Below are 26,280 nucleotides of genomic sequence, written 5' to 3'. Positions count from 1 at the left end.
AGCAGCGGCGCGCCGCTGCTTCCTTTCTTTTGTGAGAAGAGAGATTGGGGGATCGGAGAGTAATTTTGAGTTAAGCGGCTTCGCAGCTGATTTCCATCTGCACGTCCGGGCTCTTGGAGCGCACGTTGCAGAAGATCAGCGCGAAGATGAAGGAAGCCACGTTGCCGATGATCAGAGGCAGGCTCAGGTCGCGGGCCAGCAGATACAGCTGCACGATGCCCACCAGAATTGCAACGCGGGACCAGACCTTCAGCATGCGGGGGCTCATCTTGAAGCTGGACTTCTCCCAGATTTCGGGAACCAGCTCCGGCAGCTTGGCCATCTTGTCGATGCCGAACATGTTCAGTGCCCAGAACAGGGTAAGCACGGCGATGGCGATCAGCTTTCGGGGAACCTGGGGCACGAAGGCCAGGAAGTAATCGGCAAAGCTGAGCGCGTACATGGGCAGCGAGATGTTGGTGGCCACGTCGATGATGATAAACAGGCCGGACAGCTTCTTTCCGGCCAGCATGCCAACCATGGTGTACTGGCCGCCGCGGATGCGCACGGTGCCGGAGATGATGATGATGATGGGGGTGATGCCCAGCAGCACGAAGACGGCCGCGAACAGCAGCGAGATGGGAACGCTGCGGCCGGTCATGCCGATGGTGATGCCCATGATGGACATGATACCGGCGCCGATGATGCCGCCGATGCTGGTGAGCAACAGGTCCTTGAAGGTAAGAACCCGCTTCAAGTCTTTGGTTGTAACCGGAGCGGGAGTGGTTTCATTGGAAGCCATGATGATTCCTCCTCAGTAAACATTTTTGCCGCAGGGCTGCGGGCGTGGTCATTGAACGGTCTTGGGGAACTTTTCCTTCATTGCGGCGAGCAGCCGGTCCATGGCCTGCTCGATGACCCAGGTGGGGCAGGCCATGTTGATGCGCTCGAAGCCCTCGCTGGACTGGCCGAACATGTAGCCGTCGTCAAAGAACAGCTGGGCATCCATCTTCATGAAGTGCTCCAGCTCCTTGGCGCTCAGGCCGTAGGCGCGGAAGTCCAGCCACAGCAGATAGGTGCCCTCCAGCCGCTTCACCTTCACCTGGGGCAGGTGCCGGGCAACGAACTGTTCGATGTATTCCTTGTTGCGCACGATCACTTCCAGCAGTTCTTTCAGCCAGGCGTCGCAGTCGGTATAGGCGATGCGGCAGGCCTCGTAGCCCAGGATGTTGGCGATGTACATGCCGCAGCTCTCCACCTGGTCGATGAACTTCTTGCGAATCTCCTCGTTGGCGATCATGATGTTGGAGGTCTGCATGCCGGCCAGGTTGAAGGTCTTGCTGGGAGCGGTGCACACGACGCAGTGCTGGTTGAACTCCTCGCTGATGGTGCTGAACACGGTGTGGTGGTAGCCGGGCATGATGAGGTCAAAGTGGATCTCGTCGGATACGATCAGCACATCGTTGTCGATGCAGATGCGTCCGATGCGCTCCAGCTCCTCCCGGGTCCACACGCGGCCCACCGGGTTGTGGGGGCTGCACAGCAGGATCAGCTTGTTTTTGGGGTCCTTGGTCTTCCGCTCCAGGTCCTCAAAATCAATCCGGTAGCTGTCGCCGTCCTCGATCAGCGGGTTTTCCACCACCACACGCCCATTCGCAGTAACTGCGCCGTAGAAGGGGTAGTACACAGGAGTCATGATGATAACGCCGTCGCCTGGGTCGGTGTAGGCCTTGACCGCGAAGAACAGCGCGGATACAACGCCCGGCGTCTGGTAGATCCATTCCTTTTTCACGTCCCAGTCATGATGGCGCTTCATGAAGCCGATTACCGCATCCAGGTAGGCGTCGGTGGGGTTGGAGTAGCCCAAAACCGAGTTGTCGATGTAGCGCTTCAGGCCTTCCTGAATTTCCGGGGCGTTTTTCAGCTCCATGTCGGCCACGGAAAGAGGGATGATCCCCTTGGCCACGTTGGGGTTGTCGGCAAACATGTGCTCCCATTTGCAGGCGCCGGTGCCCGCACGGTCGATGACGGTTTCAAAGTCGTAATGCAGGGTGATTCCTCCTGTAAAAATTTTTTGTTTCGGTGCTTAACTATATTGCGCTCTAAGTGTATATCCTTCCCTGGCAGAAATCAAGAGTTTAGGAGCATAATTGTTTATGCGCCTAATAATTAAGGGGCTTATTTGTTCAAAAAGTGAGGAAAACCAGGGGGCAAAGGCTGATATTTTCCAATTATTGTAATGATGCTAAACCAAATGTGGGGGGATTAAGGAGCTATCGCTTTGATTCGCAAAACGGAAAACCAACCGGTTCCCTGGCCGGATGCGCTTTTCCCGTTTCCTCCTTACCCCCGCATGGATGCTCCATGCGGGGGCTTTTGTGTGGAAAATGAGCGGCATCATGGCCGCGGGAAATGGCCTTGTGCTATAATAGGAAAAAAGCCCGCGCCGGGACCGGGCGGGCTGCAATCAAAACGGAAGGGACGGGAGAACGAATGTATCCGGGACGAGTGGACCTGCATCTGCATCTGGACGGGGCGCTGACCGAGGCCTTTGCGCGGGAGTGTCTGACAAAACAGGGCTTGGAAGCGCCGGAGGATCTGGCCGGGGCGCTGGCTGCACAGCCGCTGTGCGAAAATCTGGTGGACTATTTGAAATGCTTCGACATCCCGCTGCGCATTCTGCAATACGCCGATGCGCTGGAGCGCTGCGCCTATGACCTGGTCAGCCGCCTGGCCCGGCAGGGGCTGGTATATGCCGAGCTGCGTTTTGCTCCCGCCAGCCACTGCGCCAAGGGCCTGACCCAGCAGCAGGCGGTGGAGGCGGTGCTGCGAGGCATCCGGGCCGCCCGGAAGGAGTACCCGGAGATCGGCATCGGGCTGCTGCTCTGCTTCATGGTGGGCGGCGACAAGGACCACGCGGCCACCCTGGACGCCGCCCGGCAGTATCTGGGCCAGGGCGTTGTGGGGGTGGACATTGCCGGGGCCGAGGGCATGGTGCCCATGGAGCAATACCGGCCCCTGTTTGCCCGGGTGAAGGCGGAGGGCATTCCCTTCACCATCCACGCAGGGGAGTGCGGCAGCTGGGAGAACATTCTCACCGCCCTCTCCTTCGGGGCAAGGCGCATCGGCCACGGCACCGCGGCCATCCGGTCCAGGGAGTGCATGGACCGATTGCGGGAGAGCGGCGCGGCGCTGGAATGCTGCTTCACCAGCAACGTGCAGACCCGGGCGGTGGCGGACCCGGCGGAGCATCCCATCCGCAGCTTCCAGCAGGCGGGGCTACGGGTGACGGTGAACACCGACAATCCCACCGTCTCAGCCACCACCCTGGCCAACGAGCACCGGGTGCTGGCGGAGCGGTTCGACTTTTCCGACGAGGAATTTTACCTCATGGACCGCACCGCGCTGGAAAGCGCCTTTGTGAGCGACGAAGAAAAGAAAACCCTGCTGACCCGGCTGGAAGCACTCTGGGCCCAGGGACAGGAATAAACGGAAAAGGGGTGCGGGTCCGACGAGGACCCGCACCCCTTGTGCGTCTTTTGGAAGGCCGGAGCCTTACCAGAAATTCTTTTTGCGGAAGTACCACAGGCTGCCCAGCAAAATTCCGGCGCTGACCAGGATCACCGCCGGGTAGCCGTAGGCCCATTGCAGCTCGGGCATGTGGGCGAAGTTCATGCCGTACCATCCGGCGATCAGCGAAAGGGGCAGGCAGAGGGTGGTCACCACCGTGAGCACCTTCATGATCCGGTTCTGCCCGATGTCGATCTGGGCCTGGTATTCGCTGGCGATCTGGCTGGCGTATTCCCGCAGCATCTGGCTTTCCGACCGCAGGCTCTCCACCCGGCGGCCGAAGTGGCCCATGCGCTGGGCGCTCTCCGGCCCCAGCAGGTCCTCGGCATTTTCCAGAAGGATGTCCGCCAGGTCGTTCAGCTGGGCGTAAAACCGGTTGCACCGGTTCAGCTCCTTGCGCAGCGCGCTCATCCGGTGGATGAACCGGTCGGTACGCCCGGCCAGAATTTCCTGCTCCAGCTGGGCGGCCCGCTCCTCCAGCTGCTGGATGTAGGGCAGGCCGTCCTGAATCAGGGCGGTGAGCAGATCCACCAGAAAATCCCCCGCGCCGCCCTGGTCGTGGGGCCGCATGGCCAGCACCTGGGCCAAAAGCGCAGCGCCGGTCTCCTCCGAGGCCAGCACAAGAACGTTCGAGCCCTCCCACACGAAGGAAAGGCTTCTGGCGGGCTGCTTGGCCCGGGCGGGAATGTGCAGCACACCCAGAATGCGCCCGGCGTCGAAATCCACCCGGCAGTGGTGCAGCTGGTCCGGCTGGGTCAGATGGGCGGGGGGCTTCAGCTGCTCGGGCAGGGGTGCGGCAGCGGCCTCTTCCGGTGTGAGCACCGCCAGCACCCGGTCCCAGTCAGCGGGCGGTGCGGCCAGGGGCTGCAGCGGTGCGGACAGTTGATAGTAAGGCATAACACAGCGCCTCCTTTGCCGCCCATTATAACACACCCGGCCCGGCGGGGCAAAGCGCGGGCGTTGACAGCGGCCCGCCCGGTGATTATGATGGAGATAATGATTTGGACAGCGGCCCAAGACGCCGCAAAAGCAAGGAGGCAATGAAACCATGGAAGAGGTTTGGAAGGCTCGCCGGGAGCGGGTACTGGGCGCGATGAAGGCCCAGGGGCTGGAGCAAATGATCGTGAGCGATCCCAAGAGCGTCTGGTATCTGACCGGCGTGGATGTGGAGCCCTTTGAGCGGCTGTTCGCGCTGTATCTGCGCAAGGAGGGCAGCGTGCTGTTTTTGAACCGGCTGTTCCATGTGCCGAATCCTCCCTGCGAGGCGGTTTGGATGACCGACACCGACGACGGCGTGGGCATGATCGCCGCCCGGGTGGACAAGACAAAACCCCTGGGCATTGATAAGGAATGGCCCGCCCGGTTCCTGCTGCCTCTGATGGCTGCCTGCCCGGGCATGGAGTGCCGCCTGGCCTCGGACTGCGTGGACGACGCCCGCGCCCGTAAGGATGAGGCCGAGCGGGAGCTGATGCGTATGAACTCCCGCCTGAACGACGAGGTGATGCGCCGCACCGTAGCCTTTTTGAAGGAGGGCATGACCGAGAAGGAGGGCGAGGCCTTCGTTCTGGCCCAGTATAAGGAGCTGGGCTGCGAGGATGTGTCCTTTGCGCCCATCGTGTCCTTCGGAGCCAACGCGGCGGACCCCCACCACATGCCCGACGAGACCCGCCTGAAGGCCGGGGACTGCATCGTGATCGACATCGGCGGCCGCAAGCAGCGGTATTGCTCGGATATGACCCGCACCTACTTCTGCAAGCAGGCCGACCCGAAGTATGCCGCCATCCATGATCTGGTGCGCCGGGCCAACGAGGCCGCCGAGGCGCTGGTGAAGCCGGGCGTGAAGCTGAGCGAGCTGGACGCCGCCGCCCGGGATCTGATCGCCGCCGAGGGCTACGGCGAATACTTCACCCACCGGCTGGGGCATTTCATCGGCCAGACCGACCACGAGCAGGGCGACGTGAGCAGCACAAGCGAGCTGGTGGCCGAGGAGGGAATGATCTTTTCCATCGAGCCGGGCGTTTATCTGCCGGGCGAGTTCGGCGTGCGGGTGGAGGACCTGGTGCTGGTGACCGCCGGCGGCTGCGAGGTGCTGAATCAGGTGGACAAGCACTGGAGCCTGATCGGCTAAAGGGAAAAACGAAAAAATCCCGGCGGCGCGCAAATTTCAAATTGACGCGCCGCCGGGATTTTGCTATAATAGACGGTGCAAATTAAATCTGGAGAGTTGTCCGAGTGGTCGAAGGTGCGAAACTCGAAATCATGTTTCCACTTTGGAAGTCCAAACTGCCGAAAAGCCAGTAACCATGCGGGTTTGCGGGCAAGTTCAAATCGTGAATTGGGGTCTGTTCTATCCTGTTGTTCTTCCCGATTTCCACGGCTTGAATTTTGCGGGAAAATGGCTATAATGAGAGCAGCCATCTGACGGCCACTTTGAGAGGTGTGTTTTGGGGTTCCGTAGTTACCGCTATCGTCCCTGATTTACCGTCATCATCCAAGTTGGTGTAATGATTCGAAATCAGGTTTCCTATGCGGAGTGCCAAACGGCTGAAACCATTGGAACCATGCGGGTTCCAGCCGAGTTCAAATTGAATAATGTTGCTTGTTCTATCCTGTTGTTCTTCCCGATTTCCACCGGCTGAATTGGTCGGCGGGTCGGGACCAGGGATATAACATAAATTTGGAGATGTACCCAAGCGGTTGAAGGGTCCGCACTCGAAATGCGGTAGGTCGGCTCAAAACCGGCGCGAGAGTTCGAATCTCTCCATCTCCGCCATGAGGTCTGCCAGCGAAAAGCTGGTAGACCTCTTTCCTTTTTATGGAGAAACCGCCGATAGGTTTTGCAGCATGGGCGCCACAATGTCCTGCTCAATGGCTGCGGCGGATTGTTTTTTCGTGGCATATTGCAGATGCCCGTAAATATCCACCGTTGTTGAAATCTCACTGTGTCCCAGCCATTCTTTTACCTGTTCCATCGGAACACCGTTGGCCAGCAAAAGCGAGGCACAGGTATGCCCTTACGGTATAATAAAGACAAACGGAAAAACCCAGTGTTTTCAAGGGTTTCAGCGTTTGTCGTTGCCTATTCAATTCCTTTTCCAACCTTGATAGTCAACGAAAAATCTGTCGAATGATGGGAGGTGTTACCTAAAAGACAAAATTGAATATTACAGCAGCGGTGCGGTATTTTACCGGACCGCTGTTTGCCAAGGCGTTTCATCTGATCTGATGGGCGCCCTTTTTTTGCGCCCATTTTCAGAAGGAGGAAATTCACATGGAACTTAACGAAGAAGAAAAAAGGCAGTTGTTTCAGGTTGACGGCGACTGCCAGGCCAAAGTGCTGGATGAACTGTATATGACAGCCCGTTTCACCCGCAACCCAGAGCAGCGTGATATGGTGCGGGGCCTCATGGCAAAGCTGCGGGTTCTGTCGGATGAACAGTGCATGGATCTGGTGAAGGACATCCAGAAGAATTATCACCTGCCTTACCCTCGCACTATGGGCGAGCGGATCGCACTGGCCCGGCAGCAATCCGGGGCTGAAAAACTGAAAGGCCATGACATTATGGCCCTGGAGCGGTTTGACCCGCAGGTACGCCACATGGTTGTCTTTGATGTGCTTTCTTTTGAATCCCCTGTCGGCTATAAAGGCGATAAGATGCGCCTGTTTCTCACGGATGAAGGGTATCAGAAAGCGTTGGAGAATCAGGAACGTGGCTTTATCAAGCTAAAGAACCATGCCAAGGTACACAATGGCTATTTGAATTACGACCATAAAGACAGAGATTTGTAGCTGCTGCTCAGTATAAAGACTTGCCAGGAAGGAGGATGTCAAATGGCAGTGTTCAGAGTTGAAAAGACAAAAGATTTTACGGTCATGTCCAATCACCATCTTCGGAATGTGTCGCTGTCTTTGAAGGCAAAGGGGCTGCTGTCGTTGATGTTGTCCTTGCCTGATAATTGGGACTATACGACTAAGGGCCTGGCCCATATTTGTAAAGATGGGGTGGATTCTATCAGCAGCGCGATCAAGGAGCTGGAAAAGCAAGGGTATCTTACCCGGCAGCGGCTCCGTGACGCGCATGGCAGGCTGGGCGATATTGAGTATGTCATCCATGAAAAACCTGTGCCTTCTGATGAGCAGGACGCTATTCTGCCACCTAAACGGGAAAATCCAAGACAGGTAAATCCAAGACAGGTAAAACCTGTTTTGGGAAAACCTGAACAGGAAAAACCCGCCCAATTAAATATACAAGAATCAATTACTGAAAAATCAATTACGGATATATCAAATATCCATCAATCAATCTATCCGGCCTCTGGAGGAACGCCTGATGGTAACACGGAGATGGATAGGGATAGGATTGATAGGATAGATACCTACCGGGAGATTATCAAAGAAAATATTGAATTTGAGGCTCTTGTCCACCGGTATGGGTATGAGCGTGTGGACGAACTGGTTGAGCTGATGCTGCAGACGGTCCTCTCCCAGCGGCCATATATCCGCATTGCCGGTGATGACTACCCCCGTGAGGTGGTAAAAAGCCGCTTTCTGAAAGTGAACTTCTCTCATGTGGAGTACGTGTTTGACTGCCTGGATAATAACACGACCAAGGTTCGGAATATCAAGTCCTATCTGCTGGCGGCTCTCTATAACGCGCCGGCTACCATGGACAGCTATTACCGGGCCGAAGTCAATCACGATCTTTACGGCTAAAGGGGGATGCATCTATGGGCAAAAGAAACGGACGCCCGGTATATGCTTCCAGGCGGGAGGAAAAGCGTCCTCAAACCGAAAAAATGTATTGCACGATGAAACCGGATTGTGCAGGCTGCCCTTTTCCTTCACATGGTTTTGTGTGCTGGAGTACGGACGGGAGCTGCCTGCGTACTTACATGAAAAAATTACAGAAAGGAGGCCGAGCGCCATGAAAATCCATGAAACGCTGAAATTATGCCGAAGTTAAGCCAGGAACAGATCGACCAGGCACGGGAAGTTGATCTGCTGGCTTATCTGCTTTCCAACGAAAGCGGTGTGCTGAAACAGGAAGGCGCCAATTACCGCCATAATGAGCATGACAGCCTGGTTTATGTGGCAAGTAAGAATTACTGGTACTGGAACAGCCGTGGACGAAAGATCAACGCCGTGGATTATCTCATGGAGATCCGGGGGTACAGCTTTGTGGATGCTGTGGAACGGCTGATAGGCAGCGGAACCCCTGTTGTTTCCCATTATACAGCTTCCGGCAGCCGGGAACAGCGGAAACCGGTGGAGAAAAAGCCCTTCCGCCTCCCCAGGGGGAAACGCTGTGCCACCTTTGCTGTTTCTTATCTTCAACGCCGGGGAATCCATTCGGACATCATCAGACGGTGTATGCAGTTGGGCCTATTCTATGAGTCCCGCTATAACAACGAGGCGGTTTGCGTTTTTGTTGGCCGGGATGATACCGGTACGGACCGGTTTGCCTGCGTCCGCGGAATTGCAGGTAACTTGAAAAAGGACATCAGCGGCAGCGATAAGCGGTTTAGCTTCTGCTACCCGCCGGATCAGCCGGGCAGCCGCCACCTGGCGGTTTTTGAGGCTCCGATTGACGCCCTCTCCCATGCTACGCTCCAAAAGCTGGAGGGCTGGCAATGGAATGGCTACCGGCTTTCCCTGGGCGGGACCTCCCCTGTGGCCCTGGTCGCTTTCCTGGAACGCCACCCGGAGATCACCCGTGTTGCCCTCTACTTGGACAATGACCTTGCGGGCCGGGTCAACGCCCGGAAAATCAAGGCACTGCTGAAATCAGACCAGAGATTTTCTAAAATCCGGGTGTCTGTCAATCCTCCCCGCAGCGGGAAAGACTACAATGAAAAATTACAGCGCACGCTTCAAGCGATCCGCGAAGAAAAACACGCCAGCCGCCAGAAACAGGCGGCTGTTTCAATTTAGGAGGAAAACCCAATGAATAACGACAAATCCGCGATTCAGGTAATCGCCGGGGCTGCCCGCTGCCCGGAGTACAGCCCGTCCATGGTTAAGGCTTTGATGAAAAAGCTGGAAACCAATGAAAAAGCCTTCGCTCTGCTAATGAATGTCACCCCTTCCACGGTGCGCCTCTGGACAACGGGTGCTGCCCGTCCCTGCAGCATGGCCCGGAGGCTGATGCAGATTTATGAATCCGGGCCGGAAATCGTAAGTAAGATTGCCGGGGAAAGCTGCCCGGAGAAAGGAGGACGCCAGACGAGTGAAGCGAAGGAACAAACAGCTTCTTGTGGAAAATGAGTATGTGAAGGAATTGCTGGCCGTCCTGAAAGAGAACCCTTCCCCCAGCGGCAAGGATTTTGCTGAAATGGTTGCCCATGTTGGCGAGCTGGAAAGCCGGTTGGCCGAGGCCGTAGAGGAATTGAAAACTATGCGCCAGGAGCTTCAACAGGTGCAGAGCCGCTCTCTGAAAGCTGTGCTTCAAAAGAGCTGTAAGTCGCTGGAGGATAATATATCCAATATGCGCCAAAAGCTGGCGGAGCTGAAAGATCACATTATCGAAGGCTGCCAAAAAGCACTTTCGGCTTTCAAAGAGCGCGGCACTTCTGCCCTGGATGGCCTTTCCCGGTTTTTCCATGTCAAACCCATGCTGGAAGGGATCAGGAAAGCGATTGATAACAGTATTCGTATTGACGATAACGCTGTTTCCAAGATCCAGACCCTTTCCGCTGAATACCATCAGGCGGGCAGGCATTTGAAAAACATGGGCCGCGCCCTGGTGGGCAAAGAACCGGTGGCCGAAGTCAAAAGCCCCGGCAGGTTTTCTAAGGTGATTGCGGCTCCCTATAAAGCGGATCGTGCCTGCATGACCGCCGCCAAAAAGAGCATCGAAAAAGCCATTGACAGTGTAACCCGCTTGCAGGAATCCGCTGAACGCAGGCCCTCCGTTTTAAGGGCTATGCAGGAAAATGGCGAGAAGGTGCAGCCGCCAGCGAAAAAAACTGTGCCTGCTGTAAGCAAAGCGGAACGGTAGGTGTCATGGCAATGGGATTGCTTGACACCCTTGCTGACCGGCTGGATGTGTTCATTTCGGATCTGCGGCTTTGGTGTACGCTCCCCGCTTTCGGGATCATGCTTGAAATAGATAACCATTTATATCCCATATCTGAATGGAACCGGGCGCTGGCCTATCTGTCTGGAAGGCCATGCGCTTTTTCTAATGTGCCGGAAGCAAAAAAATATATACTCTCGCTGATAAAGGAGGTGGAGTTAGATGGCGAAAGAAATCGTACATGAAGATTTCGGTGAAAAGATCGGCGGCGCCAAAAAGGACCTTTGGGCAGCCCGCGGCCTGTATGTGGATGACCTGTTGGGTATGAACGAGCGCGAGGCCGATAAGTATGTCAAAAAAGATAATGTATGGAAAAAGCCGGATTATAATGCCTTGATCCAATCCGGCGTCCCGGTGGATATTCTGTACTTTCGGAAAGTTGTGCGTGACAGCCTGAACGCCTCCCCGCGTTATCTGCGTTCTGATGATACGCCGGAGAAGCGCCTGGCGCGGCAGAAAGAGTACATTGCAACCGTCCGTCAGGTGCAGGAAGCCGTTGAAAAGGTTCAGACGATTCAGGAGGCTATGGGCGTGTTTGAGTCTCTTATCATCGGCGGAGGTTACTGTGAGCGTATTTCTCACGGGATCGGCGGCGGGTATATCCGGGCCACCCCAAAGGGGCGGGATAACCCGGTAATCACCGATAAGCTGGTAAATGCCCTATATTTCCGTGGGACACAGGACTTTGACCGGAAAATCGTTCGGGAGGCTGTAAAAAAGCAGTTTGGCGTCCCCGCCGAGCAAAAGGTTCCCCGCGGGTATGATATTCGGTTCAATGATGGCAAAAGGACCTACTCGAAAAATAATGACTGGCTTCCCGATACCTACTATGTCACGAAGGGCTATACGATCCTGAAAACGAATTTTGCCACCCGTGAGGAAGCTCTGAAATGGGTTCAGGATCTTTCCAGACAGCGCGGAGCCAGCGGTAAACAGCGATTTGTACCGCAGCAGCTTTCCCGCGTCCGGCGTACCGGCCCGGATTACCGCGGAAAGCGTGATGTGATCGGGCAGGATTATCTTGACGCCTTTGCTTTCCGGGGCGGCGAGTTTGGAAACTGGATGACGCAGAATGACCGGCGCGCTTCTCTGAATATGGGGTTTGACGCTCTTAAAGACCTGGCGGCTGTCCTGCAGATCAGTGAAAAGGATATTTCCTACCAGGGAACGCTCTCGATTGCCTTTGGCGCCCGCGGCAGCGGAAATGCCGCCGCCCACTATGAACCGCTGCGGAAGGTCATCAATCTTACCAAAATGCACGGAGCCGGTTCACTGGCCCATGAGTGGTGGCATGGTCTTGATGATTACCTGGGCGTGAAAATGGGAGCAAAGGGATTTCTTTCTGAACATTCTCACCTGTATGAGCCATTCAAAAAACTGATTGAAACCATGAAATATAAGCCGGAAACACCGGAACAGGCCGCGGCCCGGACAGAGACGCAGGTGGAACGTACCCGGAAAAATGCGGCAAGCTGGCTGGATTCGGCGGTACTCACCCCGCTTAAACGGGCGGCAAATGACGAGATGCACATGGAGGCTTATGCGGTCCTTCGGGAAGAATTTCTTTTGGGTGTCCCCGGCTCTGTGGAACAGTTAAATGATTTCAAGAAATCTGTTACCGGGCGGGTGATCCCTAAGAGTGAGCGTGACCGGCTGGAGATTTTCGAGCATATGCTGTCCGGGATGCAGACGCAGGAACCTCCGCAGATTGGCCGTGTAGAAACGGATTTCTATAAAAACTCTATCCGTATGGGCAAAGAGTGCGAAAAGGACGGCGGCTATTGGGAAAGCAATACGGAGATGACCGCCAGGGCTTTCGCCTGCTATATCAAAGATAAGCTGGCGCCTGAAATTTCGGACTACCTGGCGGGCCACGCCGACAGCGCCGCTACTTTTGCCACCGGCAAGGATGGGAAAATGGAAATCTTGAAAGCCTTCCCGGAGGGCGAGGAACGCAAGGCCATCAATGCTGTTTTTGATGAAGTTTTTGCGGATCTAAAGCGGGAGCATTTCCTCACCCATTCCGATCACCCGCAGACATTGGAGGAAACTCGGCCAGTGGCCGCACCTACGCCTTCTCGCATGGATTCCATGCCGGTTATCACGGATGTAGAACAGCTTTCCCTCTTTGGTGGGGAGAAGCCTTCTATTTTAGGACAACTTGCCGCTACTAAAGAGCAGAGCAAAACGCCAGCAGCGCCAAAACAAAATAAGACCCATGAGCCGGAACTTTGATGGAGGTGAAAGATTGGAAGAAAATAAGGATTACCGTGTTTATCGTTATGGGGATGACTTAAAACCCGGATATGAATTAAAAGTGGAACATAGTGTTTCCTGCGAAAATGTAGATATTTCTGCTTTGATCGCCATGGGCACGGAAAGTTTGGAGGCCATGTGCCAGGGAAGCATTGATGGTGAGCAGAAAGCCTATGAGATCGTTTTGGCTGCGGCAAAGCAATGGGAACAGCAGGCGGCGGCGACACAGACCATCAACCGGGCGTTGGAATATCTGCGGACCCCGGAGGTTGCTCATACATCTAATCAGTGGCAATCAAAGGATAACTGGCGGGATGGCGAAGAAATCAGCAACCGTGTTTATAAGATGACTTGCAGCGTTTGGGAAGATACGAAATATGACCGGGAAACGAAACAGAGCATACCGGTTGCCTGGTATGTCACCTGGGATGTCTATGTAAATTCCCCTAAACGGGGGTACGGAAAAAGGATCGCCGGGCAGAACCAGAAACGCTATACCGATAAAAATGCTGCCATGAAGTATCTGGAAGGCCGGAAAAAAGCCTATTCTCATTTGTTCACGGAGATTTCCCCTCCGGTCCCAGAGCAATACAAAGACCATTTTACCGTACATGGCGCCCTTTTGCCCGGATATACCGTGGAAGGACAGGAACCGGAAAAGACTGTAACTGCGCCGGGGCGTGATTCGGGCAAGGCAGGACGGGCTTCGGTGCTGGAAAAGCTCTCAGACGCAAAGAGGCAGGAAAAAGCAGCGCCGCCAAAAGCGCCGGATAAGAAAAAGGAGGATATTCATAGATGAAAGTTTTAATGGTGCAGCCTGGGGAAATCCCCCATGAAACAGATATTGAGCCGGGGCTTGAGTCTTTGCAGGCTGCGGTGGACGGCCCTATCCAGGCGGTTTATCCGTATGAGGACCCTGTGGCCCTGATCTGCAATGAGGAAGGGAAATTCCTGGGGCTGCCTTTGAACCGTGCGCTTCGGGATGATACCGGAGAGATTTACGACATCATTGCCGGTAATTTTCTTATCACCGGGCTTGGGGAAGAAAGTTTTTCAGATCTTCCCCCTGACCTGCTGGAAAAATATAAGGAGCAATTTCTGGCGCCGGAATCGTTTGCGCGGATCGGCGGTAAGATCCTTGCCGTCAAGCAGCCGGTCCCCTCGCCGGAAGATAAAGAGAGGACACAGAAGCCGCCCCATAAATCCGGGCCGGAGCTTTAGGAAGGAGGCCAAAGATGCTGACAGCGACACGCGGCCCGTATGTGCTGGTGATCCAGCCGGACGATGACCCGTTCAATCCCCGTGAGGATGATAATTTCGGGAAAATGGTCTGCTTCCACCGGCGCTATCCCCTGGGCGACCATCACAATTACATAGATAAAGATGACTTTCTCCGGGACCTGTACCTGAAAACAGTGGGTGACAATGAACGGGGCGCCCATCGTTATGAGCGGGCACTGGACCTAATGAATTACAAAATCAAAGCCCCTTTTGATTCTCCGGCCTATGAGCGTGAGGTGGATGAACGGCTGATGAAGGTGATCTCACAGAAATTCCTTATGCTGCCGCTGTATCTTTACGACCACAGCGGCATTACCATGAATACCACTGGCTTTTCCTGCCCCTGGGACAGCGGGCAGGTCGGATGGATCTACGCCTCCAAGGAAGATGCCCTCCGGGAGTTTGGCGGCAAGACCTTCACTTCCGCTACCCGGAAGAAGGCGGAGGACCGTATGCGCGGCGAGGTGGAATATTACGATTCCTACCTTCGCGGCGAGGCGTATGGTTTTGAACTGTATAAAGACGGCGAGCTGGAGGATAGCTGCTGGGGCTTTATCGGCAGTAACGAGGAAGCCTTAAAAGACATTGAGGATTACCTGCCTGACGAGTGCAGCGGCATGACCGGTGAGCTGGTGGAACGGGATTCTCCCCGTTCCATGTTAAAAATGTTTCTCGACCATGCCCGTGTGCAGGTAGCGCAGGCGGCCAAAGACTTTGAAAAAGCGCCCCGGCAGCAAGCCCTCCAAACGGAGGCCAGATGATTTTCTACCTATTATAAATGCGAAAGGAGGATGTGATTGCAGGAAGAACTTGAACGGAAATCCATATCCGTAACTGTCCAGGCCACAAAGCTGACAGGCCGTGTCATGCGGGCTGCTATTGCCGCTGCCTTGCGAAAAATTGAAAAAGAGCGCAATACCCCAAAAGTGGGCCGGAACAGTATGCGCCGCCTTACGGCACAGACGCCGGACGCCCATAAGATCGAGGTTGAGGAACGGATTCGCTCTTTTGAGCGGTATGCAAAGAAATATAAGGTCCGTTACCATGTGGAGAAGGATGTCAGTGTTTCCCCTCCTAAATGGACCGTGTACTTTAAGGCCAATCAAGCCGATGCTATCGAAGCCGCCTTCAAGAAATATACGCAAAAGACGGTAAAACGTGAAAACAGGCCGTCCCTTCTCTCCCAGTTATCGAAATTCAAAGAGATGGCAAGGAAGATGGCCCGCGATCCTGTAAAGAACAAGGAGCATGGAGGGCCGGAGCGATGAAGATGACGGATATTCTGAAAAAATATGTGCTTCCGAACCTTCCTTATCTTATATTCCTTTGGTTCTTTGCCAAGGTTGGCGAAGCGGTGCGGCTGGCTCCCGGTGTTGACGCTTCCACAAAGCTGCTGGGGCTGGCGGATGGTTTTACTCTGGCCTTTCAGACTTCTATGCCCGGCGCGGCGGTTGACTGGCTGATCGGGCTGATTGGCGCCGCAGTGGTTCGCCTGGTGGTCTATGTGAAAGGTAAAAATGCCAAAAAGTACAGGAAGGATGTGGAATACGGGAGCGCCCGCTGGGGCACGAAGGCGGATATTGCTCCCTTTATGGACCCCAAGCCGGAAAATAACATCATTCTGACCCAGACGGAGGGGCTGATGATGTCCGGCAGGCCAAAAAATCCGGCTTTTGCCCGGAATAAAAATGTCCTTGTCGTTGGAGGAAGCGGCAGTGGTGGACTGACAGGCAATGCTTGAAATGCGCGAATGGGCGTTGCTTTCGCCGCCTCGACCAATACCGGCTGCAGGTCGAGGGTATCAGTGCGGAAGAAACCTGGAAGGGTGTCGCGCCCTAATCAGAGTGGAAGGCTTGCCTGTAAAAAGGAAGTCACACGCAACGCATAGAGCCTGACCCTGTTTCGGCAGAATATAACGGCTCCACGAGTCCGCGCCGCCTGCCGGTCTTTGCTAGGCGAAAAGGTATGCTATGCCGGGCATGGACGCCATGCCGATGGAAATGGGCGAAAGCCCCGGAGGGATAGATAAAAAGCTATCCGGTAATCACGAACAGAAAACCCGCTTCTTCATCAAGCCGAACTTGATGCAGCTCCATTCCTCCTATGTAGTGACAGACCCGAAGGGCACTGTCCTGGTGGAGTGCGGAAAGCTGCTGTCCCGCGGCGCTCCCAAGCTGGGCAAGGACGGCAAGCCCCTACGCAATAAGAAAGGCAAGATCGTTTATGAGCCTTATCAGATCAAGGTATTCAATACCATTAACTTTAAGAAAAGTATGCACTATAACCCTTTTGCGTATCTACATTCGGAGAAGGATATATTAAAACTGGTGACAGTTCTGATTGCCAATACGAAAGGGGAAGGCAAATCTGGGGACGATTTTTGGGTGAAGGCCGAGACGTTGCTTTACACGGCTTTGATCGGCTACATCTATTATGAGGCTCCCAAGAATGAGCAGAACTTCTCCACTTTGGTAGAAATGATAAATGCCATGGAGGTCCGTGAGGATGATGAATCGTTCAAAAATGCGGTTGACCTTCTCTTTGACGCTTTGGAGCAGAAAGATCCGGACCACTTCGCCCTCAGGCAATACAAGAAGTATAAACTGGCGGCAGGAAAAACAGCAAAGTCAATCCTGATTTCCTGCGGAGCCAGATTAGCACCCTTTGATATTGCGGAAGTCCGGGAGATCACCATGTATGACGAACTGGAGCTGGATTTGGTCGGGGACCGGAAAACAGCCCTGTTTTTTATCATTTCCGATACGGACGCCACATTCAACTTCCTTGTCAGCATGGCCTATACCCAGCTTTTTAACTTGCTTTGTGAAAGGGCGGATGATAAATACGGAGGCCGGCTGCCGGTGCATGTGCGCTGTTTGATTGACGAGGCGGCTAATATCGGGCAGATCCCAAACCTCGAAAAACTCATGGCAACGATTCGGTCAAGAGAGATTTCAGCCTGCCTGGTGCTGCAGGCACAGAGCCAGTTGAAAGCACTGTATAAGGATAACATGGACACCATCATCGGCAACTGTGATTCCAGCTTGTTCCTGGGAGGAAAGGAGGAAACCACCCTGAAAAGCTGGAGCGCCCTGCTGGGGAAAGAAACGATTGATATGTATAACACCAGCGTCACGAAAGGGACGCAGGAATCCCACGGTCAGAATTTCCAAAAGCTGGGTAAAGATCTGATGTCCATGGATGAGCTTGCCGTGATGGACGGCGGGAAGTGTCTGCTGCAGGTGCGCGGCGTCCGGCCCTTCCTGTCCAAAAAATACGATATTACCCAGCACCCCAATTATAAGTACCTTTCGGATTTTAACCCGAAAAATACTTTCGATATAGAGAAATACCTGTCTACCCGCTTACGGGTGAGGCCGGACGATCTGTTCCTCAACTATGAGATCAGCCCGTCCGAGCTTGCGGAAGAATCCGCAGACGATACCGAATAGGCCCGCCGATTTGCAAAATCCTTTTTCTTTTCGGCGGGCCTTATTTTTTTATGCCCATTTCAAGGAGGTGCCTATTGGTAAGGAGCCGTGATTCTCCTAAATTTACTCACAATCCGCAGGATGTACGCCTGCGCTCGCCGCCCGCTGTTTGTTCTTTCTTCAAGCAGCGGGCGGCTTTTTTTGCGTTTCAGGCCAAAAACGGCCACAACACTATCATTTTTCATTTGATAAGGAGGTAATTACCCAATATGAGTTTTTTCACTTCTGCTATTGATACCCTGCAGATTTTGGTTGTTGCGCTGGGCGCCGGTTTGGGTGCATGGGGCGTTATCAATCTTTTGGAAGGATATGGAAATGACAATCCCGGAGCTAATGCTCATGTGCCATAAAGTAACACATAAGAATTGATAGACAGCAGCCCACTATTCCGCAGCAACAGCAAGTTGCTTGTTAAAACCCCGTTTTGAAGTTATAATGAGTAAAAACAACCTTTAGGAGGGACGGGCATGGAAATACAAGGTATTCTTAAAAATTTACGCGAGAAAAACAACCTTACGCAAGAACAACTGGCTGAACGTGTGCAAGTTACCCGACAGGCGGTTAGTCGCTGGGAAACAGGCGAAACACAGCCAAATACAGATACCTTAAAACTGTTATCACGAGTTTTTGATGTGTCAATCAATACGCTTCTGGGTTCTCCACGGCAACTTGTTTGTCAGTGTTGCGGAATGCCATTGAATGAAGATGGTCTGATTAGCCGAGAACCAGACGGAAGCTATAACGAGGACTATTGTAAATGGTGCTATGCTAATGGGGAATTTGCATATCAATCCAAGGAATCTTTGTTGGATTATCTGGTTGCGAATATGCCAAATCCCGATAACGCAGATGAAAAAACCAGACGTAATCAGTTTGATTTGTATCTTTCGCAGTTAAAGCATTGGAAATAACTATATTGTCATAGCAAAGCCAGCCGAGCCAATCAACGATAAAATGAACGCCGCTCCGCGTCGTCGTTGACAGCCCCGCCCGCCTTTGCTGGTAGGCAATCAAGGGGCGACAGCAAGGAGTGCTGCCGCCCCGCACTATTATCAGAGAGGGGGAATTTCCATGACCGAAGATGAAGCCTACAAGGTGCATATCCAGTACACATTCAATGCCTTTTGCAAGATTGTCATTCGTCACGCAGCCATAGATAAAATTTTGAATCTGCGCCGGAGATGGGAACGGGAAGTTTCCCTTGACTATCTGATGAATGAGAAGTTTGTCCAGCTTGCCGAGCCGGAGCAGCTTGAAGAATATCTTTTTACCGCCTGCGGCCAGACCGCCGTTCTGTACCATGCGGAACTTGCCGCTGCCCTTGCCCTTTTGTCGGAGCAGGCACAGGAAGAAATTTTCCGTTACTATTTCCTGCGCCAGCCGCAGCGAGTGATCGGCATACATATTGGCCGGACACGCAGCACAGCGGGGCGGCATATCCAGCTTGCCTTGCAGCGGTTACGGCGGCTCATGGAGGGAAAAGACTATGAGTAAACTTCTCCCCTATGAAACAATCGTTAAAGCCCATGGGGGCGACCCGGACGCAATCGACACCGTCCTTTCCCACTACGCCGGATATATCCGCTATTTTTCCAAAGTACACGGGCAGGTCAACGCCGAGGTTGAGGAATATGTGAAGCAGCAGCTAATTGCCGCGCTATTCAAGTTTCGCTTTGACCGATAGATTGAAAAACTGAATACCAACTGTCATTAGCGGTGCCACTCAGCAAGTTTACAATTCATCTATTTCCAAGGAAGAGCAGATATAGTATAATAGACCCAGCGATAAACACACATTTATGGAGGTGATACAATGCTCGAAAATATACCATCTCAATCAACTATGACTGAATTGCTCGGACAATCTTTATTTGAAGTATGGCAAACATTATGTTCAGCTATTGATGAAAAATACGATATGGAACGACTTTGGAATACTGGCGGTAAGAATTGGACTTACGAGTATAAATATCGTAGAGGTGGCAAAACACTTTGTTGCCTATATGCAAAAAGTAATTGCATTGGTTTCATGATTATTTTTGGAAAAGATGAAAGGACAAAATTTGAAGATATTAGGGATAGCCTTTCTAATTCCGTTTGTAAACAATATGATGAAGCAAAAACCTACCACGACGGAAAATGGGTAATGTTTGAACCGACTAATATGGCTGAATTTGATGATTATATGAAATTGTTAGCTATCAAAAGAAAACCGAATCGGAAATAACATTTCCAATTCGTTGGGGAAATCTAAACTTGAACTTTCAAAACTGAATACCAGCCGCCACCGGCGGCCAGCGAAAGCAGTAAGTCTGAAAAAGATTTGCTGCTTTTTTTGTTGTCCATTTGGCATTTTTGAAATTTGTCCGTATTAAGAAGCAAAGAGAAAATTTCCAGTATTTCCGTCATTTTTGCCTTTGTTGGTGTTGTAGGGAGTGAAAGGAAAATTTCTCTGCCCCGCCGGTTGCCAAAATCCCCTTTCCCGTATTACAGAAGCGAAAGGAAATTTGAAAAAATCCCCGGACAGCGGGTAGCTGGCGGCCTTTCAAATGTATCTTTGGCGAAAGGAAAAAGACCGCGTACAGCGGGCTGAAAGCCCCGCCCCGTTCGCTCTATGTACGGAAAAGCCCGGACAGGGGCAGTCTGCGGCTTACTAAGAGCAAGTTTCTACCACGGTGCCAAAATCCGCAATTCTGCGGTTTTGCCCCTCGCGGGAAACTTGTTGGGGAGTGCCTTCCCCAAACCCTGCTTTGCGGCTTGCGCCGCTTATCCCCGCCGCGCTCATGCGGCAAGAAAGGAGGTCACGACCATGCGAAAGAAATACAACACACCCCACCGCAGCCGCGTTGTGAAAACCCGGCTGTCCGAAGATGAATACGCCGACTTCACAGCGCGGCTTGCGCCCTATGGTATCAGCCAGTCGGAATTTCTCCGGCAGGCGATACGGCGCACCACCATACGCCCCGTTATCCATGTGTCAGCGGTCAATGACGAACTGCTCTCCGCTGTCGGGAAGCTGACCGCCGAGTACGGCAGGATCGGCGGCAACCTCAATCAGATTGCCCGGTATCTGAATGAGTACGGCGCACCCTATAACGCCCTCTCCGGCGAGGTACGCGCCGCCGTAGCCGACCTTGCCGCCCTCAAGTATGAAGTCTTACAGAAAGTAGGTGACGCAGTTGGCAACACTCAAGCATATCAACTCTAAAAATGCCGACTACGGAGCCGCCGAACAATATCTGCTTTTTGAGCATGACGAGTTTACCATGAAGCCCGTCCTTGATGAAACCGGCAGGCTTATCCCCCGCGAGGACTACCGGCTGTCCACGCTGAACTGCGGTGGGGAGGATTTTGCCGTTGCCTGTATGCGGGCAAATCTCCGCTATGGGAAGAACCAGCGGCGGGAAGATGTGAAAAGCCACCACTATATCATCAGCTTTGACCCACGGGACGGCCCGGACAACGGCTTGACCGTAGACCGGGCGCAGGCATTGGGCGAGAAGTTTTGCGCCGAGCATTTCCCCGGCCACCAAGCCCTTGTATGTACCCACCCGGACGGGCATAACCACAGCGGCAATATCCATGTGCATATCGTCATTAACAGCCTGCGGATAGAGGAAGTCCCGTTCCTGCCCTACATGGACAGGCCAGCCGACACGAAAGCCGGTTGCAAGCACCGCTGTACCGACGCTGCCTTGCGCTACTTCAAGTCCGAAGTCATGGAAATGTGCCACCGGGAGGGGCTTTACCAAATCGACCTCTTGAACGGCAGCAAGAACCGCGTCACAGACCGGGAGTATTGGGCGCAGAAAAAGGGACAGGCCGCGCTGGACAAGCAGAACGCCCCCATGATTGCAGACGGTATCACGCCCCGGCAGACCAAGTTTGAAACGAACAAGGAGAAGCTGCGGCAGACCATACGCGCCGCGCTGTCTGCGGCGACCTCATTCGAGGACTTTTCCTCTCTGCTGCTGCGGGAGGGCGTGGCCGTCAAGGAGAGCCGGGGGCGGCTATCCTATCTCACGCCGGACAGGACAAAGCCCATTACCGCCCGGAAACTGGGCGACGACTTTGACCGCGCCGCTGTCCTTGCCGTTTTGGAGCAGAACGCCGCCAGAGCCACAGAAAAGGCCGCAGCCATACCCGAATATCCCCGGCATGGGGAAACCGGCATACAGCCCACAAAAGCCCCACAAACCACCACGAAACAGGACGGTGTGCAGCGGCTTGTGGACATTGAGCAGAAAATGGCCGAGGGCAAAGGCCGGGGCTATGAACGCTGGGCGACCATGCACAACCTCAAACAAATGGCCGCGACGCTGAATGTGTATCAGGAATACGGCTTCACTTCCCCGGAGCAGTTAGAAGCCGCCGTTGATACCGCCTATCAGGAAATGCGCCAGACCAGCGGCAAGTTGAAAACGCTGGAAACAAAGCTACAAGGGAAAAAGGAGTTGCAGCAACAGGTACTTGCCTATGCCAAGACCAAGCCCGCCCGCGACGGGCTGAAAGCGCAGAAATCCGAGAAAGCCCGCGCCGCATACCGGCAGGCAAACGAGAGCGATTTTATCATAGCCGAAGCCGCCGCCCGGTATTTCAAGGCGCATGGCATTACCAAGCTGCCCGCCCGGAAAGCTTTGCAGGTCGAGATCGAGCAGCTTATCTCCGAGAAAGACGGCCTGTATAACACCTATCACGAACAGAAACAGCGGTTCAAGGAATTGCAGACCGTCAAGCGGAACATCGACCAGATTTTGCGCCGGGAGGAACCCCACCGCAGAAAGGAGCAGAGCCATGAACGATAACCTGCCCCGCATGGACTACCGCCAGCACCGGCGGGCGCGGCGGTTGGTACATGAGTGCTGTAACTATGACGGGGGGAACTGCCTGCTGTTAGACGACGGGGAGCCTTGCGTGTGCGTCCAGAGCATTTCCCTTTCCCTCATGTGCCGCTGGTTCCGTGTGGCTGTCCTGCCCCTTGACGGGGAGCTGGCCGCAGCCCTCTTGTACCGGGGGAGCCGAAAACGGTGTGCTGTCTGCGGCGCGGCATTTGTCCCCAAATCCAACCGGGGAAACTACTGCCCCGACTGCGCCGGACGCATGAAGAAAATCAAAGCCGCCGAGAGAAAGCGGAAACAAAGGCGTAAATGTCACGCTTTAGAGCCTTTCAAACCCGCATAAATCAAGGCTTTTTTCGTGGATGTCAAAGGGTACGCGATACATTTATCCTTTTCCCCCGGAAACGGCGTTCTAAATGCGTACAAACGCCCCAAATCCACCCAAAGGAGGAACCATGTCAGACAACCGAAAATACTACTACCTCAAGCTGAAAGAGAATTACTTTGACGAGGACGCTATCGTGCTGCTGGAAAGTATGCAGGACGGTATCCTCTATTCCAACATTCTCTTGAAACTGTACCTAAAATCGCTGAAAAACGGCGGGAAGTTGCAGCTTGATGAAAATATCCCCTACACCGCGCAGATGATTGCCACCATTACCCGCCAGCAAGTCGGCACCGTAGAACGAGCCTTGCAGATTTTTATGAAGCTGGGGCTTGTAGAGCCGCTGCCAAGCGGCGCGCTGTATATGAGCAACATTGAACTGCTGATCGGCCAATCCTCTACCGAGGGGGAGCGGAAACGGCGGGCAAGGCTGGCTTTGCAGGAGCAGAAAGCCTTGCCAAAGGCCGGGGCGGACATTTGTCCACCATATCAAGCGGACATTTGTCCACCAGAGATAGAGATAGAGAAAGAGATAGAGATAGAAAAAGAGAGAGAGCGAGAGTTAGATACGGGACAGCCCGCCCGCGCTGCCTATGGCCGGTATGAAAATGTCTTTCTTTCGCAATCAGAACTGGACGGGCTGAAAGCAGACCTGCCCGACAAATGGAACTACTACATTGACCGGTTATCCTGCCATATCGCGTCCAGCGGCAAGCGATACCGCAGCCATGCCGCCACAATCTACAAATGGGCGCAGGAGGACGCAGCCAAGAAAGCCCCGAAAAAGGGCATACCAGACTACTCATGCAAGGAGGGCGAGAGTTTATGAAGAACGAAATCAACGCTGTTTTGGAGAATATGACGACTGCCACCCCGGAGCCGGAGGACTACACCGGCGAGGACGGTTTACTGTACTGCGGCAAGTGCCGCAAGCCGAAAGAAGCCTATTTTGCGCCGGATAAGGCCGCTATCTTTGGCCGTGACCGCCACCCGGCAGAGTGCGACTGCCAGAGAGCCGCCCGTGAGGAACGGGAGGCCGCCGAGAAGTGGCGCAGGCACCTTGACACCGTGGAGGAACTGAAACGCCGGGGCTTTACCGACCCCACCATGCGGGACTGGACTTTTGAGAACGACAACGGCAGGAACCCGCAGGCCGGGATTGCCCGCCGGTATGTGGAGCATTGGGAGGATATGCGAGCCGACAATATCGGCTGCCTGTTCTGGGGCGGCGTGGGAACCGGGAAAAGCTACCTTGCGGGCTGTATCGCAAACGCCCTCATGGAGAAAGAAATCCCCGTCCACATGACGAATTTTGCCCTTATCCTCAACGACCTTGCCGCCAGCTTTGAGAACCGCAACGAATACATTTCCCGCCTTTGCCGCTATCCGCTGCTTATCCTTGACGACTTCGGCATGGAGCGCGGCACCGAGTACGGGCTGGAACAGATTTTCAATGTGATTGACAGCCGTTACCGCAGCGGCAAGCCGCTGATCGTCACGACCAACCTCACGCTGGACGACCTGCGGAACCCGGAGGACACCGCCCATTCCCGGATTTATGACCGCCTGCTTTCCATGTGCGTCCCGGTACGCTTTACCGGCGACAATTTCCGGCAGGAAACCGCGCAGCGGAAAATGGAGAGCATGAAGAAACTGATTACCGACTGAAAGGAGTATTGCCTATGGCAGATAACAAGCAGCACGACACCCGCACAGCCCGCCGCCCCGACTGCGTGACGGAAATCCGCATGGGCAATTCCGTCCTTGTCGTGTCCGGCTATTTCAAGAAAGACACTACCACCACCGCCGCCGACAAAATGGCGCGGGTACTGGAAGCGGAAGCCGCTGCTACACAGGAGCCGACTTGTCCGGCGTGAACCGGGGCATGAGGAAAGCGGCCATGCCGGGGAGCATGGCCGCTGGAATGTGAGTAAAGGTCATACATGGATTTGAAAATCACCAAAATCAAATACACCGCAGCCTTGCTTTAAATTACCCTCTTTTGCTAATTGGCAAAAGGCTTTTTCAATCCGGCTAATTATATCGGCGGGAATAGCAAGTTGATGATGTGCAGGTAAAATTCGCTGTACTTCTAAAGACTGCAATTTTCTTATGGACTGAAAGAAAAGTTGTGGGTCTGTTGTTGGATAAAAAGCGTCAAGACACCCTTTGTATATTAAATCACCGGAATACAAGTATTTTCTTTCCGGTTCATAGAAGCAGCAATGCCCCGGAGAATGCCCGGGCGTATGAAGAACTATCAATTTCCTATTCCCCAAATCAATGCAATCGTTATCATGTAAAATTATTTGCGGGACTCCTTGAAAAATCTGATATTCCTCTATTTTGAAGTCAGAGGGAAAATCGCATGGTTTTCTCATAAGATTGCTTTTTACCACTTGCAAAGGTATAGGAAATTTACCAGATAACCAATCTTTTTCTGCTTCGTGGACTGCGATAATATCAAAATATTTGTGCCCGCCGATATGATCCCAGTGTATATGTGTTGTTATGGCTGTAACTGGAAGTGATGTCAAACTATCAACTACTTTTTTGATATTTGCCACCCCTAACCCCGTATCAATCAATATGGCTTTCTTAGTGCCACAAAGTAAATAGCAATGCGTTTCTTCCCAATGCCGATACTCACTGATTGCAAAAGTATCTTTGTCGATTATTTCCGTTGTAAACCAACTACTCATGTTTTATCACCCGCTCTATCGAAATCGCTTTTGAAAGTAAGTATAGCACACAGATATAAACTTTTCTACTGAAAGCAACTCTACAAAACGCTACACAAAAATCAGCAATTTGACAAATCATAAAGAAGCAGATTTTACACTTTTGCAGCTATACAGCCCGCCCTATTCCGTGGTACAATGAAACCACGGAATAGTGGGGCTGGCTGTCGGAAACGGAGGATTTTATGTTAAGACAAGCCACCCAAAACCTCATTACCGCCCTTTATCCGAGATTGTCTCATGAGGACGAGTTGCAAGGCGAGAGCAATTCCATTTCCAACCATGATGTAATTTATAAAGGGTGGATTACACCACCGAAAATTACATCATGACTGCGGCTCATTTGTGGCGAATGAAAAGACAGTTGTGATGAAGGAGGGATGCTCCTGACCTTGACCGTAACTGTCACCCACTACACATTCCCACAAAGGAGGCCATTATGGAACTGACCTACACACAATGCGGGGACTACTTGATTCCCAACCTTGTATTGTCAGACACAAGGGAGTATCACATCGGCAAGTATGGACGGATGCGTCGTGCTTATCTGAAGGAGTACCGTCCGGCCCTTTACAGTACCCTGCTGCTTACAGAAAAACTCTTTCCCCATTTGGCGGAAACCGACGCCGCCTGCAAAAACCGGCTGGAAATCATCGAGACTGC

29 protein-coding genes, 1 tRNA gene and 4 pseudogenes are annotated in these 26,280 nt (G+C 53.4%); 28 read left to right on the top strand and 6 right to left on the bottom strand.

Annotation, left to right across the window (positions count from 1 at the left end; all coding sequences use genetic code 11):
* Positions 1-70: 70 nt before the first annotated feature.
* Entirely contained in the window at positions 71-781 is a 711-nt protein-coding gene (locus B5G03_RS15695) for an amino acid permease (protein ID WP_087182610.1), read from the bottom strand.
* Between the two features lie 48 nt (positions 782-829).
* On the bottom strand, positions 830-2,005 hold the full coding sequence (locus B5G03_RS15690; RefSeq protein ID WP_343286912.1) for a MalY/PatB family protein: 1,176 nt from the start codon (positions 2,003-2,005) through the stop codon (positions 830-832).
* Between the two features lie 467 nt (positions 2,006-2,472).
* On the opposite strand from B5G03_RS15690, the gene add reads away from it, so the two are divergent.
* On the top strand, positions 2,473-3,468 hold the full coding sequence (add, locus tag B5G03_RS15685) for an adenosine deaminase (RefSeq protein ID WP_087182608.1): 996 nt from the start codon (positions 2,473-2,475) through the stop codon (positions 3,466-3,468).
* Between the two features lie 66 nt (positions 3,469-3,534).
* Here add and B5G03_RS15680 read toward each other — a convergent pair whose 3' ends face one another.
* Positions 3,535-4,446, bottom strand: a complete 912-nt coding sequence (locus tag B5G03_RS15680) for a magnesium transporter CorA family protein (protein WP_087182607.1) — start codon at positions 4,444-4,446, stop codon at positions 3,535-3,537.
* Between the two features lie 151 nt (positions 4,447-4,597).
* On the opposite strand from B5G03_RS15680, the gene B5G03_RS15675 reads away from it, so the two are divergent.
* On the top strand, positions 4,598-5,677 hold the full coding sequence (locus B5G03_RS15675; RefSeq protein ID WP_087182606.1) for a M24 family metallopeptidase: 1,080 nt from the start codon (positions 4,598-4,600) through the stop codon (positions 5,675-5,677).
* Here the strand turns inward: B5G03_RS15675 and B5G03_RS17195 are convergent.
* Positions 5,674-5,967, bottom strand: coding sequence for a hypothetical protein (locus B5G03_RS17195; protein ID WP_140401723.1), 294 nt, complete (start codon positions 5,965-5,967; stop codon positions 5,674-5,676). The genes B5G03_RS15675 and B5G03_RS17195 overlap by 4 nt on opposite strands.
* Positions 5,968-6,228: 261 nt before the next feature.
* On the opposite strand from B5G03_RS17195, the gene B5G03_RS15670 reads away from it, so the two are divergent.
* Positions 6,229-6,322: transfer RNA gene (locus B5G03_RS15670), tRNA-Ser, on the top strand.
* Positions 6,323-6,362: 40 nt separating this feature from the next.
* Here the strand turns inward: B5G03_RS15670 and B5G03_RS15665 are convergent.
* A pseudogene (locus B5G03_RS15665) lies at positions 6,363-6,548 on the bottom strand (site-specific integrase); the annotation flags it as partial.
* Between the two features lie 272 nt (positions 6,549-6,820).
* Between B5G03_RS15665 and B5G03_RS15660 the strand changes: the two are divergent.
* The 24 genes and pseudogenes from B5G03_RS15660 (at position 6,821) to B5G03_RS15545 (ending at position 24,753) form a co-directional block, all read left to right on the top strand.
* The gene (locus tag B5G03_RS15660) at positions 6,821-7,339 is read left to right on the top strand and encodes a DUF5720 family protein (RefSeq protein WP_087182604.1); all 519 of its coding nucleotides are present in this window, start codon (positions 6,821-6,823) and stop codon (positions 7,337-7,339) included.
* Positions 7,340-7,381: 42 nt separating this feature from the next.
* Positions 7,382-8,263: a DUF6017 domain-containing protein gene (locus B5G03_RS15655; RefSeq protein WP_087182603.1), complete on the top strand. Its 882-nt coding sequence runs from the start codon at positions 7,382-7,384 to the stop codon at positions 8,261-8,263.
* A gap of 237 nt (positions 8,264-8,500) precedes the next feature.
* Positions 8,501-9,481 (top strand): toprim domain-containing protein, encoded by a 981-nt coding sequence (locus B5G03_RS15645; protein WP_087182601.1) that lies wholly within the window; start codon positions 8,501-8,503, stop codon positions 9,479-9,481.
* A gap of 12 nt (positions 9,482-9,493) precedes the next feature.
* The gene (locus tag B5G03_RS15640) at positions 9,494-9,814 is read left to right on the top strand and encodes a helix-turn-helix domain-containing protein (RefSeq protein ID WP_087182600.1); all 321 of its coding nucleotides are present in this window, start codon (positions 9,494-9,496) and stop codon (positions 9,812-9,814) included.
* Positions 9,777-10,547, top strand: coding sequence for a DUF6674 family protein (locus B5G03_RS15635; RefSeq protein ID WP_087182599.1), 771 nt, complete (start codon positions 9,777-9,779; stop codon positions 10,545-10,547). Before B5G03_RS15640 ends, B5G03_RS15635 begins: the two co-directional genes overlap by 38 nt.
* 11 nt (positions 10,548-10,558) lie before the next feature.
* Positions 10,559-10,810: a hypothetical protein gene (locus B5G03_RS17190; RefSeq protein ID WP_140401262.1), complete on the top strand. Its 252-nt coding sequence runs from the start codon at positions 10,559-10,561 to the stop codon at positions 10,808-10,810.
* The gene (locus B5G03_RS15630) at positions 10,788-12,860 is read left to right on the top strand and encodes an LPD1 domain-containing protein (RefSeq protein ID WP_087182598.1); all 2,073 of its coding nucleotides are present in this window, start codon (positions 10,788-10,790) and stop codon (positions 12,858-12,860) included. The genes B5G03_RS17190 and B5G03_RS15630 overlap by 23 nt, the downstream gene beginning before the upstream one ends.
* A 13-nt stretch (positions 12,861-12,873) precedes the next feature.
* Positions 12,874-13,680 carry a hypothetical protein gene (locus tag B5G03_RS15625; RefSeq protein WP_087182597.1) on the top strand — a complete coding sequence of 269 codons (807 nt, stop codon included), beginning with the start codon at positions 12,874-12,876 and terminating at the stop codon, positions 13,678-13,680.
* Positions 13,677-14,102, top strand: a complete 426-nt coding sequence (locus B5G03_RS15620) for a DUF3846 domain-containing protein (RefSeq protein WP_087182596.1) — start codon at positions 13,677-13,679, stop codon at positions 14,100-14,102. The genes B5G03_RS15625 and B5G03_RS15620 overlap by 4 nt, the downstream gene beginning before the upstream one ends.
* Before the next feature lie 14 nt (positions 14,103-14,116).
* Complete coding sequence (locus B5G03_RS15615; protein ID WP_087182595.1) at positions 14,117-14,923, top strand: hypothetical protein; 807 nt, start codon at positions 14,117-14,119, stop codon at positions 14,921-14,923.
* 36 nt (positions 14,924-14,959) lie between these two features.
* On the top strand, positions 14,960-15,430 hold the full coding sequence (locus B5G03_RS15610; RefSeq protein ID WP_087182594.1) for a PcfB family protein: 471 nt from the start codon (positions 14,960-14,962) through the stop codon (positions 15,428-15,430).
* Positions 15,427-15,882 (top strand): annotated as a pseudogene (locus tag B5G03_RS15605) (VirD4-like conjugal transfer protein, CD1115 family); the annotation flags it as partial. The gene B5G03_RS15610 and the pseudogene B5G03_RS15605, both read left to right, overlap by 4 nt.
* 328 nt (positions 15,883-16,210) lie before the next feature.
* Positions 16,211-17,614: pseudogene (locus B5G03_RS15600) on the top strand (VirD4-like conjugal transfer protein, CD1115 family); the annotation flags it as partial.
* A gap of 248 nt (positions 17,615-17,862) precedes the next feature.
* Positions 17,863-17,991: pseudogene (locus tag B5G03_RS15595) on the top strand (Maff2 family mobile element protein); the annotation flags it as partial.
* Positions 17,992-18,120: 129 nt separating this feature from the next.
* On the top strand, positions 18,121-18,564 hold the full coding sequence (locus B5G03_RS15590) for a zinc ribbon domain-containing protein (RefSeq protein ID WP_087182591.1): 444 nt from the start codon (positions 18,121-18,123) through the stop codon (positions 18,562-18,564).
* Positions 18,565-18,724: 160 nt separating this feature from the next.
* On the top strand, positions 18,725-19,147 hold the full coding sequence (locus B5G03_RS15585) for an RNA polymerase subunit sigma-70 (RefSeq protein ID WP_087182590.1): 423 nt from the start codon (positions 18,725-18,727) through the stop codon (positions 19,145-19,147).
* On the top strand, positions 19,140-19,337 hold the full coding sequence (locus tag B5G03_RS15580; RefSeq protein WP_087182589.1) for a helix-turn-helix domain-containing protein: 198 nt from the start codon (positions 19,140-19,142) through the stop codon (positions 19,335-19,337). The genes B5G03_RS15585 and B5G03_RS15580 overlap by 8 nt, the downstream gene beginning before the upstream one ends.
* 129 nt (positions 19,338-19,466) lie before the next feature.
* Complete coding sequence (locus tag B5G03_RS15575) at positions 19,467-19,880, top strand: DUF3788 domain-containing protein (protein WP_079697807.1); 414 nt, start codon at positions 19,467-19,469, stop codon at positions 19,878-19,880.
* Between the two features lie 582 nt (positions 19,881-20,462).
* Positions 20,463-20,861: a plasmid mobilization protein gene (locus B5G03_RS15570; RefSeq protein ID WP_087182588.1), complete on the top strand. Its 399-nt coding sequence runs from the start codon at positions 20,463-20,465 to the stop codon at positions 20,859-20,861.
* On the top strand, positions 20,833-22,458 hold the full coding sequence (locus tag B5G03_RS15565; protein WP_087182587.1) for a relaxase/mobilization nuclease domain-containing protein: 1,626 nt from the start codon (positions 20,833-20,835) through the stop codon (positions 22,456-22,458). The genes B5G03_RS15570 and B5G03_RS15565 overlap by 29 nt, the downstream gene beginning before the upstream one ends.
* The gene (locus B5G03_RS15560) at positions 22,448-22,834 is read left to right on the top strand and encodes a cysteine-rich VLP domain-containing protein (RefSeq protein ID WP_087182586.1); all 387 of its coding nucleotides are present in this window, start codon (positions 22,448-22,450) and stop codon (positions 22,832-22,834) included. The genes B5G03_RS15565 and B5G03_RS15560 overlap by 11 nt, the downstream gene beginning before the upstream one ends.
* 112 nt (positions 22,835-22,946) lie before the next feature.
* On the top strand, positions 22,947-23,705 hold the full coding sequence (locus B5G03_RS15555) for a phage replisome organizer N-terminal domain-containing protein (protein ID WP_087182585.1): 759 nt from the start codon (positions 22,947-22,949) through the stop codon (positions 23,703-23,705).
* The gene (locus tag B5G03_RS15550) at positions 23,702-24,544 is read left to right on the top strand and encodes an ATP-binding protein (protein WP_087182584.1); all 843 of its coding nucleotides are present in this window, start codon (positions 23,702-23,704) and stop codon (positions 24,542-24,544) included. Before B5G03_RS15555 ends, B5G03_RS15550 begins: the two co-directional genes overlap by 4 nt.
* A gap of 14 nt (positions 24,545-24,558) precedes the next feature.
* Entirely contained in the window at positions 24,559-24,753 is a 195-nt protein-coding gene (locus B5G03_RS15545; protein WP_087182583.1) for a transposon-encoded TnpW family protein, read from the top strand.
* Between the two features lie 60 nt (positions 24,754-24,813).
* Here B5G03_RS15545 and B5G03_RS15540 read toward each other — a convergent pair whose 3' ends face one another.
* Entirely contained in the window at positions 24,814-25,578 is a 765-nt protein-coding gene (locus B5G03_RS15540) for an MBL fold metallo-hydrolase (RefSeq protein WP_087182582.1), read from the bottom strand.
* Positions 25,579-26,056: 478 nt separating this feature from the next.
* On the opposite strand from B5G03_RS15540, the gene B5G03_RS15535 reads away from it, so the two are divergent.
* A partial coding sequence (locus tag B5G03_RS15535) for a TnpV protein (protein ID WP_140401722.1) occupies positions 26,057-26,280 on the top strand: 224 nt, incomplete at its 3' end.

This window comes from Gemmiger sp. An50, from assembly GCF_002161595.1.
Lineage (GTDB): Bacteria > Bacillota > Clostridia > Oscillospirales > Ruminococcaceae > Allofournierella.
This window is presented reverse-complemented; position numbering and strand designations above follow the sequence as displayed.

Excerpts from the sequence above, each read along its gene's own strand:
- B5G03_RS15695 (WP_087182610.1), bottom strand. The coding sequence starts at position 781 with ATGGCTTCCAATGAAACCACTCCCGCTCCGGTTACAACCAAAGACTTG.
- add (WP_087182608.1), top strand. The coding sequence starts at position 2,473 with ATGTATCCGGGACGAGTGGACCTGCATCTGCATCTGGACGGGGCGCTG.
- B5G03_RS15680 (WP_087182607.1), bottom strand. The coding sequence starts at position 4,446 with ATGCCTTACTATCAACTGTCCGCACCGCTGCAGCCCCTGGCCGCACCG.
- B5G03_RS15675 (WP_087182606.1), top strand. The coding sequence starts at position 4,598 with ATGGAAGAGGTTTGGAAGGCTCGCCGGGAGCGGGTACTGGGCGCGATG.
- B5G03_RS17195 (WP_140401723.1), bottom strand. The coding sequence starts at position 5,967 with ATGGCTGCTCTCATTATAGCCATTTTCCCGCAAAATTCAAGCCGTGGA.
- B5G03_RS15660 (WP_087182604.1), top strand. The coding sequence starts at position 6,821 with ATGGAACTTAACGAAGAAGAAAAAAGGCAGTTGTTTCAGGTTGACGGC.
- B5G03_RS15655 (WP_087182603.1), top strand. The coding sequence starts at position 7,382 with ATGGCAGTGTTCAGAGTTGAAAAGACAAAAGATTTTACGGTCATGTCC.
- B5G03_RS15645 (WP_087182601.1), top strand. The coding sequence starts at position 8,501 with ATGCCGAAGTTAAGCCAGGAACAGATCGACCAGGCACGGGAAGTTGAT.
- B5G03_RS15640 (WP_087182600.1), top strand. The coding sequence starts at position 9,494 with ATGAATAACGACAAATCCGCGATTCAGGTAATCGCCGGGGCTGCCCGC.
- B5G03_RS17190 (WP_140401262.1), top strand. The coding sequence starts at position 10,559 with ATGGGATTGCTTGACACCCTTGCTGACCGGCTGGATGTGTTCATTTCG.
- B5G03_RS15630 (WP_087182598.1), top strand. The coding sequence starts at position 10,788 with ATGGCGAAAGAAATCGTACATGAAGATTTCGGTGAAAAGATCGGCGGC.
- B5G03_RS15620 (WP_087182596.1), top strand. The coding sequence starts at position 13,677 with ATGAAAGTTTTAATGGTGCAGCCTGGGGAAATCCCCCATGAAACAGAT.
- B5G03_RS15615 (WP_087182595.1), top strand. The coding sequence starts at position 14,117 with ATGCTGACAGCGACACGCGGCCCGTATGTGCTGGTGATCCAGCCGGAC.
- B5G03_RS15590 (WP_087182591.1), top strand. The coding sequence starts at position 18,121 with ATGGAAATACAAGGTATTCTTAAAAATTTACGCGAGAAAAACAACCTT.
- B5G03_RS15585 (WP_087182590.1), top strand. The coding sequence starts at position 18,725 with ATGACCGAAGATGAAGCCTACAAGGTGCATATCCAGTACACATTCAAT.
- B5G03_RS15580 (WP_087182589.1), top strand. The coding sequence starts at position 19,140 with ATGAGTAAACTTCTCCCCTATGAAACAATCGTTAAAGCCCATGGGGGC.
- B5G03_RS15575 (WP_079697807.1), top strand. The coding sequence starts at position 19,467 with ATGCTCGAAAATATACCATCTCAATCAACTATGACTGAATTGCTCGGA.
- B5G03_RS15570 (WP_087182588.1), top strand. The coding sequence starts at position 20,463 with ATGCGAAAGAAATACAACACACCCCACCGCAGCCGCGTTGTGAAAACC.
- B5G03_RS15560 (WP_087182586.1), top strand. The coding sequence starts at position 22,448 with ATGAACGATAACCTGCCCCGCATGGACTACCGCCAGCACCGGCGGGCG.
- B5G03_RS15555 (WP_087182585.1), top strand. The coding sequence starts at position 22,947 with ATGTCAGACAACCGAAAATACTACTACCTCAAGCTGAAAGAGAATTAC.
- B5G03_RS15550 (WP_087182584.1), top strand. The coding sequence starts at position 23,702 with ATGAAGAACGAAATCAACGCTGTTTTGGAGAATATGACGACTGCCACC.
- B5G03_RS15545 (WP_087182583.1), top strand. The coding sequence starts at position 24,559 with ATGGCAGATAACAAGCAGCACGACACCCGCACAGCCCGCCGCCCCGAC.
- B5G03_RS15540 (WP_087182582.1), bottom strand. The coding sequence starts at position 25,578 with ATGAGTAGTTGGTTTACAACGGAAATAATCGACAAAGATACTTTTGCA.